A 13,700-nucleotide genomic window follows, 5' to 3' on the forward strand; every position below is an offset into this window, starting at 1 on the left:
CGCGTCCTCGCCGTACAGCCGGGGGTAGATCCTACATCTCCAAAGGCTCCAAATCGCGATAGATATTGTTCAGTTAGACGCACGGGATTGTTGTTCGCCGTCGGCGCTGCGGAATCGCGATCGATAGGCTGTCGGTGACAATCCGACGCTTGTGCGAAAATGATGACGGAAGTTTGCAGCGCTTCCCAGACCGACATGCATTGCGATGACCGAAACAGGAAGGCTTGTTTCTTCCAGAAGCTCGCGTGATCGCGCGAGACGCTCGTTTTGAAGCCATTCCCCGGGTGCGACCCCCGTCGCCTCGCGACTGTGGCGATGCAGGCTCCGCACGCTTACGCATGCTTCTTCCGCCATGCGCTGGACGCTCCATTGTTGTGCGAGGTCTCTCCGGATCGCATCCAGCAGAGCGGATAGCCGCGTGGCACCGCGCCCTGCGACCGGGCGCTCGATGAACTGCATTTGGCCGCCTTCGCGATGGGCGGCGACGACAAGGCGCCGGGCCACGCTATTGGCTGCTTTGGCACCGAAATCCTTGCGCACGACATGAATGCAAAGATCGAGCCCGGCCGCGCTGCCGGCCGATGTCAATATGTCGCCTTCGTCGACATAGAGGGAATGCGGCTCGACATCGATTTCCGGATAGGCGGAAGCAAGCCTTGCGGCATGATGCCAATGGGTCGTCGCGCGTCTGCCGGACAACAGGCCGGTTTGAGCCAGCACGAAGGCACCTCCGCAGATCGACACCAGCCGGACACCTTTGGCGTGGGCTTTCCGTAGCGCTTCGAGAAGCGGCTCGGGAGCCGCGGCGCCCGGCCCTCGCCAACCCGGTATGACGATCGTATCCGCCTGATCGAACAGCTCGAGGCCACCGTCCGAATTGACGGTCAGGCCGCCGGCACCTCGAATGGGTCCGGGCTCTACTGCAGCGGTCATGCAGCGATACCAGCCCGGCCCCATTTCCGGTCGCGATAATCCGAACACTTCGAAGGCGCATCCGAATTCGAAGGTGCAGAGCTGGTCATAGGCGGCGATGACGACAAGCGGGTTGGCGTTCTTTGGCATGATCCTTGCGCTAATGGCTTTTTCGGCCACTGGCAATAGCCGTCCGCCCACGACTACTATTCCTCATCGGATCGCGGCGCGGTCCTTGCGCTTGTCCAAGCAAAGAGATGGTGATGGTGGATATGAGACTGATCGGAATGCTGGATTCGCCTTTTGTCAGGCGTGTGGCGATCTCGCTGCGCGCATTCGATATAGCATTCGTGCATGAGCCGCTTTCTGTTTTCAGCGCTTTCGAGGCTTTTGCCGATATCAATCCCGTCGTGAAGGCACCGTCGCTCGTCACGGATGAGGGAACCGTCTTGATGGATTCGAGCCTGATTCTCGCGCATGCCGAACGCATCGCGCCACCCGGGCGCAGCCTCATGCCCGTCGATCCGCACGCTCATGCCCGGTCTCTGCGCATCATCGGTCTTGCGCTGGCAGCATGTGAAAAGACCGTTCAGATCGTCTACGAGCATAAGCTGCGTCCTATGGAAAAGCAGCATCAGCCCTGGCTCGATCGAATTCATGGTCAGCTTGCGGCGGCGTACCGTCTGCTGGAGGCGGAGATGCCGCGGGCCGATCCCTGGCTTTTCGGTAGACGGCCGCTCCAGGCTGATATCACCAGTGCTGTCGCGTTTCGCTTTACGCGCGAGATGCTGCCCGATGCCCTCGATGTAAAGGCTTGCCCGCGCCTTCATGCGCTGTCGGTGCGTGCCGAGGAGAGCGCGGAATTTCGCGCCTTTCCCTTCAGCTGAGACATGTCGCGCAAAAGCGCTGCGATTGGGCGGCAGCGCGGCACCCAATCCAGTTCCGACTGCGTTCAGGCAGAGTTCACGCGAATCGGCATATCTTTATTCTTGTCTACAAGACAGGAAATGGGGGTAAGGGAAATGCTTGAAGGTTTGGTACGGATTTCGCGTGTTGCCGTGGTCGGATTGGCCGCGTTGCAACTGATGACGTCTGTCGCTTCGGCGCAGTATTATGGCGGCGATGATGATTATGCGCCGCCGCCTTGGCAGCGCGACCAGGGTCGGGACTGGAGAGGTCCGCCGCGCGGCTGGGATCGTGACCGCGACAGGGGCTGGGATCGTGACCGCGGTTGCGACAGACGCGATCTCATGCGCGCCGCGCGCGCGGAAGGCTTCCGTCGCATTGATTCGGTCGACAGTAACGGACGCCGCATCGTCGTTCGCGGCTGGAACGATGGCGGTCCGGACCGCATGGTCTTCGCCAATCGGCGCGGCTGCCCGGTCCTCGACTGACGCTCGAAATAGAGCATAAGCGGAAGCCGAGTGTGGGTCGGCCTCCGCTTACATCACGGCAGCGCATGCTCTCGACTGGCTGAAAGCCATGCGTTTGCTGCGACCTTCGAGTTTTACGATAGCTTTGCCGCGCCTTTCAGGCGGCGGCGAATTTCTTTTTTGTGACCGTGACGCTGTCGATTTTCTCGGATTTGGCGGATATTTTGGCGTCAGCGCTTTGCTGCCTGACCAGAAACTGCCAATATATGCCCCATGGATCTCTCACAAGGCCGCGATCGTCGGGACGGCTTTCCCCCAGCGCATAACGCAAACGGTCCGCCTCGTCCTGTGTCGCACATTCGACTGTGATGGAAGAACTATGCTCCGAGCGGTCGAATGGCCCTGCCTCGAAGCCCATATAGGCGCGATTTCCAAGTGTGAAACCTGCAAACTTTACGCTGCCGGCCGGTCCATTCAGATTGTCGGTGAGAATACTTGAGACCCATCCGGCTGCCGAACCCGGGATAAGCGACGTATAAAGTTCGATCGCCGTTTCCATGTCATGTTGAAACCAGAGATGTTGCCTGATCTTCATCGTGACCTGCTTTCTACAAATCTTGCCTGAATGGGGCAGGGCATGAAGGAAGCATGCTGACTGCTTGCCGAATAAAATTCATGCCGCCGGTGAGCCGCCTTCTTGTTCTTTTGAGCGGTGTCACCGACGGCATGCTGGAGAGTTGCTTCTAACCGTTCGTGCTCACCCCTGCGGAGCGCGGACGGACGCGGTACACTATTTCTCAGCAACTCTACCAGCGAGAGCCATCACATAGTCATCGGCAATATCGGCCAAGGTCAAAGCGACCTCGGGCTCGTTCCAGCCGGCAGCGAGCGCCATTTGAACAAAGTCACGAAAGGCCACTTCAAGGACCTCTTCGCGCTCCACTGCGCGGTATGAGTCATTGACGGGATGCTGAGGCTTGCTGATCTCTATTGTCTGGCGAGTAGATACCATTGCTGTTTTCCCTATGACTTGCCCCGTTGGACGCACAGTACATTCACCAAACACTAGGGCTTCGGTCTCCGAACGACTATTCTTCTTCTTTTTTAATGGGTTACGCACCATATGTCGTTAGACGTGCATCCGGAAACTTGCAGCAGCGTCCATTTTCGCAATTGCTGAAGTGCGGTTTCGGGCCGACACGGGGATGGGTGGGAAGACGTGCTCCTCGCTTGCGCGTGCCCTCCGGGCGCGCCCGCTTTGAGGCATAGAAATCCGCGGTCTAGTGATAGTAGCCGAGGGTTTTCAGCCATTCGTCGAAGGAGTGGCTGCTGCCGGAGGATGCCGGCGAGATGACCTGCCCGAGATAGCGCGGGATGGTAAGGTTTCTGGCTTCACGGGGACTATAGCCGAACTCCTTGCCGAAGGCTCGGCTGAAGTGCGCTGCCGAGGAAAAGCCGACTGCAAAGGCAATGTCGACGATCTGTTCCCGATTGGCGGGATCGCTGAGGGCGGCATGAGCCGACAGGAGGCGACGGCGCTGAATATAGTGATGCACGCCGCCATATTGTTCGAATATTTGATAGAGCCTGGTACGGGATATGCCGAGCTCACGGCATATGTGCTCCACCGTCAGATCGCCCGAAATGAGATTGCTTTCCACGAACCGCCGCACGCGTTCCGTCAGGGCGAGAATGCTATGCTGTTCCGTGCCGGTCGATTGTGCCGCCGAGGTCGAAACGGAGGCCACAATCATATTGCGCACCGTCTGGACGACGTGCGGCAGATCGGTGGCTGCAAACCGCGCGAGATTGTTTTCGACGCTATCGAGGAATTCGATCAACATGCTGGTAAACACGCCGGAGAGCGCAATATTGTTCTCGATCTCGACTGGTGTGGGAACGTCGAACAGCAATGCCCTCGGCAGGAAGAGCGAGAGGCCCTTCGCCTCCGTCGAGCGCCCTCGAAAAGGGTGTCCCAGCGATCGCAGTTCCACCTTACCCGGCTCGCCTTCCAGAACGTGGCCATCGACTTCCGTCCAGGTCCGGCCACTGGTCGGCACTGAGACCTGCCAGTGATCGATGTGATTGGTTTTCACCTTCGCCTGCGATCGCATGTAGCTATGGGGCGGCGTATCCTGTTGAACGATGAGCATGCCGCCAAGATTCCACGCGATATGATCGGCCGGAAAGCCGGCTTCCGGCGGGATATTATCCGGCAGTCGCACGTCGGCCACGGGAGCGACATAAGCTTGCCAGGCGGCAAATTGCGCGGCCGGCTCGATGTCGCGCGTCGAAAACTTCAGCGGCTGCAAGGCTGGAGGCGGTAGGGCTTCCTCCGTCGCCGCCTTCTCCGGTCGCGGGAAGCGCCGCCGTTCTGACTGTAATGACTTCCTGTCCTTGCGCCATGACGATTCTTTCGCCTCGTCTGACGCAGATCCGGATCGTTCCTCGCGCCGAAAATCAGACAATCCGTTCTCCTCGAATACGGCTAGAACAGGACATGAGCGCCGCCATCTACGCTCCATCCATTATTCAAGCAGACGGCTGTCTCCGCTTCGAGCCGCCTTCTTCAGCAAGCTGGTATGCTGCTGTAATTCCTGCCGTATTCCCAGCTCTTTCACCATACTAAAGCTTTCATTTGCTGCGCATTTTAGAAAAAGCAAGTGTTGCGGGTCGCCAAACCTATATTCCCGCTGCAATTGCCGCAAAATATTGCGCTGGCTGAGCCGATTTGTCTCGTGCAGGCACATCTGCCACGTCAAAAGCGAAAACTCGCTCCATGGAGACGCTCTGCAAAACCGCTGCGAAACTATCCGCCTTTGCCTCGCCGCCTTGGCACCGCCCGGCCGCCATCGCAATTTCCGAACGTTTTGACAGCGGGGTCTTGCAACCGACCAATTCCATTTTCGCAGACCCTATACGTAGTTTGCAGTTGCCCATTCCGCCAAGCTTGCCTAGGCAGATATCAACTGCAATTTTTGGAATGAGACATGACCGAATCCTCGATAATCCCCGTCTTCGATGGCCATAATGACGTGCTGCTCCGGCTGTGCCGCGGTGGCTTGAATTCCGTCGATGCTTTCCTGAATGGCGAAGCTGCCGGACATATCGATCTGCCTCGCGCTCGCCGTGGCGGTCTCGCGGGCGGCCTCTGCGCCATATTTATCCCGTCGCCGGATCAGCCGAAGGCGGAAAATGCCGATTTCGCAACACCTGCTCAGCCCGACGCGCTGAATGAAACTCTGGCCATGGCGCGGCTTCTGCTTGCGATTGAAGCGCGCTCCCAGGGAGCCGTGAAGGTCTGCCGCACGGCCGGTGATATCAAGCGGTCGATTGCCGAAGGCCAGTTTGCTGCCGTATTCCACATCGAAGGTGCGGAAGCGGTCGCGGCCGATCTCGATGCTCTCTACGTTCTGCATGAGGCCGGCCTGCGCACGCTCGGACCGGTCTGGAGCCGCCCCAATGTCTTTGCCTATGGTGTGCCTTTCCGGTTTCCTTCGTCGCCCGATATCGGCCCAGGGCTCACCGACGCCGGCAAGGATCTGATCCGCGCCAGCAACGAGCTCAGGATCATGATCGATCTCTCGCATATGAACGAGCAGGGATTCTGGGATATCGCCAAGCTGTCGAATGCGCCGCTGGTCGCCTCGCATTCCAATGCGCATGCCATCAGCCCTCACAGCCGCAATCTGACCGACAAGCAGCTCGACGCGATCCGCGATACCGGCGGCCTGGTCGGCATCAATTTCGGCGTGCTCTTCCTGCGGGATGATGGTGTTAGAAACACCGATACGCCGCTCGAAGTCCTCGTTCGCCACGTCGCCTACATTGCTGAGCGTATCGGCATCGAGCATGTCGCGCTCGGCTCCGATTTCGACGGCACGACCATTCCAGCGGCGCTCGGCGATGCGAGCGGCTTGCCGAAGCTGATCGAAGCCCTGCGCGCGCACGGCTTCGACGATCAGTCGCTTGTCAAGATCGCCCATCAGAACTGGGTCCGTGTCCTCGAACAGACTTGGGGCGGCTGAGACGCCCCCTCGTTTCTGTTCGGGGCAGACGACCCGCTCGACTATCGCTCCACGAGATTGATCGACAGCGGATGCATGGGCCGCAACGTAACCTTCATGACCGGTTTGGGCGAAGGCTCAGTCGAGCCGGTTACGCGGAATTTCTGCAGGAGTACGGCGAGGATCGCGACGGCCTCCATCATCGCAAAGCCATTGCCGATGCAGACGCGCGGACCGGCACCGAAGGGCATGAAGGCGTAGCGATGGCGGTTTCGCGCCACCGCCGGCTCAAAGCGGTCGGGATCAAAAAGCTGCGGGTCTTCCCAAAGATCCGCATGATGATGCACGGCGTAGATCGGTACATAGATAATGGTGCCCGCCGGTATCATGTGCGTGCCGATGGCAAATTCGCTAGTTACCGCGCGGGAAACGATTGGTGCCGGCGGATAGAGCCGCATGGCTTCCGAAAAGACCTGCCTGGTGTAGGTGAGCTTGCCGAGATGTTCTGCCGTCAACGGGCCGCCCTCGGTCACGGTGGCAATTTCTTCAAAGAGCTTGGCCTGGCAATCGGGATGGCGCGCAAGAAGATGGAAGGTCCAGGCAAGACCGAGCGCCGTCGTCTCGTGCCCGGCGGTGATGAAGGTCATCAGATTGTCGATGATCTCTTCATCGGTCATCATGCGACCGGTTTCGGGGTCGGCTGCGTCAAGCAGCATGGAAACCAGATCGCTCCGTTCCCCGCCGCTGCGGCGTCGTTCGGCAATCACCGTACCAAGGGTCGTTCGCAGGAAGGCAACGGCCGATCGCGCCTTCTCCTTGCCGGGATGGGGCATCCAGTCGGGCAGGCCAAGAAGGCCGAGCGCGAATTTCCAGCCGGTCGGCTTGAGGTAGTTGGTGATATTGCGCTCGACCTTGTCGACATCAATGCCTTCGCCGCCCGACATCATCGTATCGACGATAATATCGAAGGTGGTGCGCATCATTTCCTGACACAGGTCGATGGGGCTGTTCTTACGGGTGAGCCAGAGATCACGCCTGCGCCCGGCCGCCGCAATCATGGCTGGCTGCAGTTCCAACAGTTTTTCATGGCGAAAGGCGCCGGCCACCGACTGTCGCTGCCATTTCCAATGGGCGCCATCGGAGGTCAGAATGCCGTTGCCGAGAGCCGGGCCAAGCACGCGGCGCACATCTTCGCCTTTGCCGAGCGCGTCGGAATTGCGCACCAGCGCCTGATAGATGAGCTCGGGATCGGCCAGATAGATCCGCAGTTTTCCACCCACCTTGGTGAAGACCATGGGCTCGGTGAAGATTTCCGGCGGCAGTGCGTCGAGCGGATTGCGGATCAGCGACAGGAGGACATGCGGCATCGAGCGCGGAGTGAGGGGAAATGTCGTCTGCGAGAGATGGGCAGCGTTCACACGTGCATTCATCCTTCAGTCTCCTTGTTCAGCCCGGCGGATGCCTGTAGATCAGGATTAAGGTATTTACCTTACAAAGAATAAGGTGGATACCTTAGAGCTTCAAGGGGGGCGAGATGACGGCCAGCAAAGGTGGTGGGAAGAAGGACGTGGCTGCGCGGCCCGATACGCGCGAACGGATTCTCGTCTCGACATTGTCGCTCTTCAATCAGAAAGGACCGGAAGCCGTCACCACGGCGGAAATCGCCAAGGCCGTGCACATCAACCAGGGCAATCTCTATTATCATTTCCGCACCAAAGAGTCGCTTGTCCTGGCCTTGTTTTCTCGCTTCGAAGCCGATGCATTGGCGCTCGTCAGGCAAGCCGATTGTGTAGAAGGGGCGGATTCAAAAGCTTATGCCGGCTTTTTGCGCAAATGGTTCTCGCTGGTCTGGACCCATCGCTTCCTCTTTCGCGATATTCCCGGCCTGTTGGCAATCGCGCCCGGCTTGGGAGGGCCGATCCTGATGGTCAGCGCCGGCATGCGTGTTTCCGTCGATGCCATTTTTCAGCGCATGGAAGAGGCTGGCTTGATCAGCACCGCCGCGGAGGAGCGCAATGCATTGATGACCAATATGCGGATCGTTGCCACCTATTGGGCCGTCTATCTCGGTCTTCAGGAAGGTGTGGGGGAATTGACGCCTCAGCATGTGCATTGGGGGCTCGGCCAGGTCGCGAGCCTGTTGCGACCCTATCTCTCGCCGCAGGCACGGGCCGATCTCGAGGAAATGCTCGCGGAACCCTTCGCCTGAGGCTTTTCCGCCGGGTAAGTCCTTGCCGCCATTCCCTCGGCAAACGAACAAAGAATCTCCGAAGCCAGCCAAAATCGGATGATTTAATCTACTAAAAACATAGGGTTTATATCTAATAATTGCATGCGTCGCAGGGTCATCTATCCGTCAGACGACGCTTCCGATGGATCGTGAGGATCGCAACGATGAGATTATTCACACGGCTTGCCCTGTCGGCCGTTGCCCCGCTTCTTCTGGCACAGACGGCGCTGGCTGCCGGTGTGAACGGTGCGCCTGCGCCTTTCGACAAGGGTGGCGTAAAAGTTGCTCTGGTCAGCTACATTTCCGCCGGCGATTTCTTCCAGGCCTATCAGGCGGGTGCCGAAGCGCAGGCCAAGGCGCTCGATATCGATCTTCGCGTTTTCCCCGGGCGCCAGGACGCAGCCGCCCAGCGTGAACAGATCCTTCAGGCGATCAATCTCGGCGTTTCCGCCATCGTCATCGATCACGGCCTGCCGGAATCGCTTGGCGACGTCGTTCAGCAGGCGCTCGACAAGGGTATCAAGGTCGTTGCCTTTGACGTCAATCTCAACAATCCGAAGATCCCACAGGTCGAGCAGAGCGATCACGAACTTGCCGACCTCGCCCTGAAGCAGGTGGTCAAGGAAAATGGCGACAGTTTCAAGGCGGGCTATGTCTATGTCGCCGGCTTTGCTCCGCTCGACCGCCGCAATGAGGTCTGGGATGCTTTCAAGAAGCAGAATGCCGGTGTCGTCGAAAAGGCTCGCTTCGGTAACGTCAGCGATACGACCGCGACCTCGACTGCCGATCAGGCAAAGGCGGCGCTGGCGGCCAATCCCGATATATCAGTCGTCTTCGCACCCTATGACGAGTTTGCCCGCGGCGTGAAGCTTGCTGCCACGGATCTCGGCATTGCCGACAAACTGAAGATCTACTCGGCCGACGTATCGACGGCCGACATTCAGGAAATCACCGAACCGGGCAGCCCATGGGTGGCAACGGTCGCGACCAATCCGGCCGTCGTCGGCGCCGTTTCCATCCGTGCCGCCGCCTTGCAGGTCGCTGGGCAGGAGGTTCCGCATCAGATCACCGTCAAGCCGACGCTGCTGACGCAGGAAGGACTTCGCGCCGCCAACGTCCAGACGATTGAAGAACTGGCCAAGAAAGTTCCCGCCTTCAGCGCCAGCGATGCAGTGACCGCCAGCTGGATCCCGGACAAGCTTTTTTAAGCAGCCATTCTCGATATGTCGGCGGGATTTCCGATCCCGCCGGATTACGCTACTGAACCGGAGTTCACATCATGAGCCAGTCCAACGTCATCTTTGCGGGCAATCGTAATGTCACGCGGGAAGATCTCTTTGCCAGAGCGGAAGAGATTGCAGCCGATCTTTCCAAGCGCGCCGCAGAGCTTGACCGCGAAGGCCGGCCGCCGCTTGGTGAGATCGTCAAGCTGAAAAATGCCGGCTTGCTGAACGCGCTGCATGGGTCGCAGATCGGTGGCGGTGGCCTCGATTGGGTAGATGGCTTGCGGCTGGTGCGCATTCTTGCGCGCGGTGAGAGCTCCATCGGCCAGCTTCTCGGCTATCACTACGTCAACAGCCAGTACATCTATTGGGCCTTCGACGAGGCCCGCGCCCAGGAGCTCGGCGGCAAGACGGTCGCCAATAGCCTTTACTGGGGTGCAGCAGTCAATCCGCGCGATCCCGGCCTCGTGCTGACGCGCCGCGGCAACGGTTATGTCCTGAACGGCCGCAAGTCGTTTTCCACGGCCGCGCATGTCTCCGATTACGTCAACGCCAATGCCGCGCTCGATGACCGGATCGTTGGCTTTGCCGTCCCGACCAATCGGGCCGGTTACAAAGCCAATGACGACTGGGACAATTTCGGCCAGCGTCTCTCCGACAGCGGCAGTGTCGAGTTCCACGATTTTCCTGTTTACGAAGAGGACCTGGACAAGGCGGCATCGACCGGTGGCGAAGCGCCGGTGCTTGCGACCTTCAACACGCCGCTCATCCAGCTTGTTTTCGTCAATTTCTATCTGGGCACGGCGGAGGGTGCGCTACGCGAGGCTGTCGATTATGTCCGCACGACGACGCGGCCCTGGATCACTTCCGGTGTCGAACGGGCATCGGACGACCCATATATTCTGGAGCGTGTCGGTGAATTTACCGCAGCCCTCAAGGCATCCGCCGCTCTGGCCGACAGCGCTGCTGCGACGGTTCAGGAAGCTCTTGCTAGAGGACACAAGGCAACGGCGCGCGAGCGCGGTGAAGCAGCGGCCGAAGCCTATGCGGCGAAGGTGCACGCGACCCACGTTGCCCTCGATATCACCTCGCGCGTATTCGAACTCACCGGCGCCCGCTCGACCGCGGAGAAATACCGCTTCGATCGCTTCTGGCGCAATGTGCGGACGCACACCCTGCACGATCCGGTATTCTACAAGGCCAAGGAGGTCGGAGAGTTCGTGCTCAATGACCGGATTCCAGAGGTCAGCCTCTACAGCTAAACGCCGGGACGGGGACGTGACGGAGTTTAAGATGTGGATCGGCTCGTAATCCGAGCTGATGGTGACTTCATCCGCATTCAAGATCGGCCAGCGTCATTGGTATCTGGTGTGGCGTGGACCAGTGTTGGAACACGCCGCAGCTTCAAACAGGCTCGCCCGATTGTGGTCTCCCGCGATGCTGGACGATTGATGTTCTGATATCCGGCTCACAAATCCTGTGCTCAACTCACTATTCTGTGGAGGGCTGCCGCCGCACGCCGCAATGCGCACACGTTCCTCACTAGGATCTCTTCCATCACGAATCGCTCCAATGTCCGTTTCCAATAGGGACGGGCGATCGCGATTGAGAATGAAATTGATCCAATGGAGTCCTTCATGGCAGACATGCGCGCACCACTTTCCGGGGTGATACCGAAGATTTCCGTCGTCGGTGTCGGCGGTGGCGGCGGCAACGCGATCAACAACATGATCGCGCAACAACTTCAGGGCGTTGAATTTATAGCGGCAAATACGGATGCACAGGCGCTTGCGACGTCCAAAGCGACCAGGCGCATTCAACTTGGCGCACAAGTGACGGAAGGTCTCGGTGCAGGCTCCCTGCCGGACATCGGACGAGCCGCCGCCGAGGAATCCATCGATGAGATCATGGATCATCTCCACGGTACGCATATGTGCTTCGTGACGGCCGGAATGGGTGGTGGCACCGGCACGGGCGCCGCCCCGATCATTGCTCAGGCCGCGCGTCAGGCGGGCATCCTCACGGTCGGAGTCGTCACCAAGCCTTTTACCTTCGAGGGTAACCGGCGCATGCGCACGGCCGACCAGGGCATCGAGCGGCTGCGCGAAAGTGCGGATACCGTCATTGTCATCCCCAATCAGAACCTGTTTCGCATTGCGGATGCCACGACCACGTTCGAAAATGCCTTTGTGACTGCGGACCGGGTCCTGTATGCGGGCGTCAGCTGCATCACGGATCTGATCATTAAGGAAGGTCTCATCAATCTCGACTTCGCCGACGTCAAATCCGTGATGCGGGGAATGGGGCGCGCGATGATGGGAACGGGCGAGGCGTCAGGGCCGGGCCGCGCGCTGAAAGCGGCAGATGCCGCCGTCTCCAATCCGCTTCTCGACGATATGAGCATGAAGGGTGCGCGGGGCGTGCTGATCTCCATTTCCGGCGGGACGGACATGACGCTATTCGAGGTCGATGAGGCGGCCAGCCGCATCCGCGACGAAGTCTTTGCCGATGCCGATATCGTCGTCGGTGCGATCTTCGACAAGACTCTCGACGGGGTGTTCAGGGTATCGGTCGTTGCAACCGGTCTGGAAAGCCTCGCGGCGCACGCCGATCAGTCCATGGAACTCCATATGGATCGGCACTAGCTGTCCTCAGCGTGGCGCTCCTGACTTACGCCTTTGTTTGTATGAAGCCCCGGCGTCTGCGACGGGGCCTTCGTCTATCCGTCAAAGCGCGCCATTCTTCGGCGGAATGACATCGTTCAGGTGATAATTGCCGACGACGTGATATTTCCATCGAACGGGGTCGTGAAGCGTATGCGTGCGGGCATTGCGCCAGTGACGGTCGAGATTGAGGTCGAGCTTCACGGAGGCTGTTCCGGCAAGCTCGAAAAGCGTGTTCGTCGCTTCGATCGCGATTTCCGTCGTCAGTACCTTCGCTGCAGCAACAGCCAGCGTCGCCTCGACCACCCGCTTCTCCGTCGTCTCGACCTGAGCGGCATCGACCTTGCGGCCGGCGCGTTCGATGGTCGCAGCCGCCGCTTCAAGCCGGATGGCGATCTGGCCGATCTTGGCGATCGTTAGCGGATCGTCGCTGGCGCGGTCGACGCCGCTATCCATCCAGGGGCGTGACCTGGTTTTCACGAAATCGAGCGTTTCCGCGAAAGCGGCCCGGGCAATGCCGAGATCGACGCCGGCATGGATGATCTGGCCGACGGAACCGATCGTCGTCGGCCGCTCGAAGCCCTTATGATGCAGGACGACATGGTCGGCGTTCACATAGACATTGTTGAGCGCCGTCGTGCCGCTGCCTGTCGTACGTTGTCCGAAGCCATCCCAATCGTCGATGATTTCGACGCCCTCCGTACCCTTCGGCACGAAAGCCATGACCAGCTTGTCAGCTTCATCCAGCGCGAAGACGGTGATCCAATCGGCAAAGAGAACGCCCGTCGAATAGAACTTGCGGCCATTGATGCGATAGCCGGGTCCATCGCGGGTAATGCGGGTATTATAGTGCCCGACCGTTTTCGTGCCCCGCTCGGACAAGGCATTGCCGAATCGGTCGCCGGCCAATGCGCGGCTGAAGAAGAAGCGTTTCTGATCCTCGGAGCCATCGACGCGCAGAGCCTCAAGGATATAGAAATGGTTCTGCGGGATCTGTCCAATCGAGCCGTCCGCCTCAGCCAGGATCGCCGTGATCTCGGCCAGCGCCGCATTCGAAACATCGAGACCGCCATATTCCTCGGGGACGGTGATCGCCAGCAGTCCGGATTGTGCCAGGGCATCCATCTCGGCAAAGGGGAGCAGCCTCTCGCTGTCGCGCTCCGAGGCGCTAGCGGCAAAGCGTGCTGCAAGCTCCTGCGCGACGGCCAGCGCTTGTTGCTCGGTCTCCAGTACCGTGGCCTCCGGATGCGTGGCGTTGATATGGTGCAATTGCGCGTTCATGGACAGGCTCC

General features: G+C 59.5%; 13 protein-coding genes. 7 read left to right on the plus strand and 6 right to left on the minus strand.

Going from position 1 to position 13,700, the window contains the following annotated elements; translation table 11 throughout:
• Nucleotides 1-69 precede the first annotated feature (69 nt).
• Nucleotides 70-1,062, minus strand: a complete 993-nt coding sequence (gene ftrA / locus FBZ97_RS12215; protein ID WP_145319861.1) for a transcriptional regulator FtrA — start codon at nt 1,060-1,062, stop codon at nt 70-72.
• 113 nt (nt 1,063-1,175) lie between these two features.
• Here ftrA and FBZ97_RS12220 point away from each other — a divergent pair, with 113 nt between their 5' ends.
• Complete coding sequence (locus FBZ97_RS12220; RefSeq protein WP_246661745.1) at nt 1,176-1,799, plus strand: glutathione S-transferase N-terminal domain-containing protein; 624 nt, start codon at nt 1,176-1,178, stop codon at nt 1,797-1,799.
• A gap of 135 nt (nt 1,800-1,934) precedes the next feature.
• Nucleotides 1,935-2,306, plus strand: a complete 372-nt coding sequence (locus FBZ97_RS12225; protein WP_168192600.1) for a hypothetical protein — start codon at nt 1,935-1,937, stop codon at nt 2,304-2,306.
• A gap of 136 nt (nt 2,307-2,442) precedes the next feature.
• Here the strand turns inward: FBZ97_RS12225 and FBZ97_RS12230 are convergent, their stop codons facing one another.
• From FBZ97_RS12230 to FBZ97_RS12240, 3 genes are all read right to left on the minus strand, one after another.
• Nucleotides 2,443-2,880, minus strand: coding sequence for a VOC family protein (locus FBZ97_RS12230; RefSeq protein WP_145319863.1), 438 nt, complete (start codon nt 2,878-2,880; stop codon nt 2,443-2,445).
• Nucleotides 2,881-3,075: 195 nt separating this feature from the next.
• The gene (locus FBZ97_RS12235; RefSeq protein ID WP_069609932.1) at nt 3,076-3,297 is read right to left on the minus strand and encodes a hypothetical protein; all 222 of its coding nucleotides are present in this window, start codon (nt 3,295-3,297) and stop codon (nt 3,076-3,078) included.
• Between the two features lie 268 nt (nt 3,298-3,565).
• Nucleotides 3,566-4,753, minus strand: a complete 1,188-nt coding sequence (locus FBZ97_RS12240) for a helix-turn-helix domain-containing protein (RefSeq protein WP_246661747.1) — start codon at nt 4,751-4,753, stop codon at nt 3,566-3,568.
• Nucleotides 4,754-5,275: 522 nt separating this feature from the next.
• Between FBZ97_RS12240 and FBZ97_RS12245 the strand changes: the two genes are divergently transcribed.
• Nucleotides 5,276-6,313, plus strand: coding sequence for a dipeptidase (locus FBZ97_RS12245; RefSeq protein WP_145319865.1), 1,038 nt, complete (start codon nt 5,276-5,278; stop codon nt 6,311-6,313).
• Nucleotides 6,314-6,354: 41 nt separating this feature from the next.
• On the opposite strand, the gene FBZ97_RS12250 is transcribed toward FBZ97_RS12245, so the two are convergent.
• Nucleotides 6,355-7,659 (minus strand): cytochrome P450, encoded by a 1,305-nt coding sequence (locus FBZ97_RS12250; RefSeq protein WP_246661760.1) that lies wholly within the window; start codon nt 7,657-7,659, stop codon nt 6,355-6,357.
• A gap of 167 nt (nt 7,660-7,826) precedes the next feature.
• Here FBZ97_RS12250 and FBZ97_RS12255 point away from each other — a divergent pair, with 167 nt between their 5' ends.
• The 4 genes from FBZ97_RS12255 to ftsZ all read left to right on the plus strand — a co-directional run bounded on the left by FBZ97_RS12255 (nt 7,827) and on the right by ftsZ (nt 12,390).
• Nucleotides 7,827-8,501, plus strand: a complete 675-nt coding sequence (locus tag FBZ97_RS12255) for a TetR/AcrR family transcriptional regulator (protein WP_145319869.1) — start codon at nt 7,827-7,829, stop codon at nt 8,499-8,501.
• A 185-nt stretch (nt 8,502-8,686) separates the two neighbouring features.
• Nucleotides 8,687-9,730 carry a substrate-binding domain-containing protein gene (locus tag FBZ97_RS12260; protein ID WP_145319871.1) on the plus strand — a complete coding sequence of 348 codons (1,044 nt, stop codon included), beginning with the start codon at nt 8,687-8,689 and terminating at the stop codon, nt 9,728-9,730.
• Between the two features lie 71 nt (nt 9,731-9,801).
• Nucleotides 9,802-11,007: an acyl-CoA dehydrogenase family protein gene (locus FBZ97_RS12265; protein WP_145319873.1), complete on the plus strand. Its 1,206-nt coding sequence runs from the start codon at nt 9,802-9,804 to the stop codon at nt 11,005-11,007.
• 375 nt (nt 11,008-11,382) lie between these two features.
• On the plus strand, nt 11,383-12,390 hold the full coding sequence (gene ftsZ, locus FBZ97_RS12270) for a cell division protein FtsZ (RefSeq protein WP_145319875.1): 1,008 nt from the start codon (nt 11,383-11,385) through the stop codon (nt 12,388-12,390).
• Between the two features lie 81 nt (nt 12,391-12,471).
• Here ftsZ and FBZ97_RS12275 read toward each other — a convergent pair whose 3' ends face one another.
• Nucleotides 12,472-13,689 carry an SfnB family sulfur acquisition oxidoreductase gene (locus FBZ97_RS12275; protein ID WP_113329196.1) on the minus strand — a complete coding sequence of 406 codons (1,218 nt, stop codon included), beginning with the start codon at nt 13,687-13,689 and terminating at the stop codon, nt 12,472-12,474.
• Between the last annotated feature and the right edge of the window lie 11 nt (nt 13,690-13,700).

This window comes from Rhizobium sp. ERR 942 (genome assembly GCF_007828395.1).
Lineage (GTDB): Bacteria > Pseudomonadota > Alphaproteobacteria > Rhizobiales > Rhizobiaceae > Rhizobium > Rhizobium dioscoreae.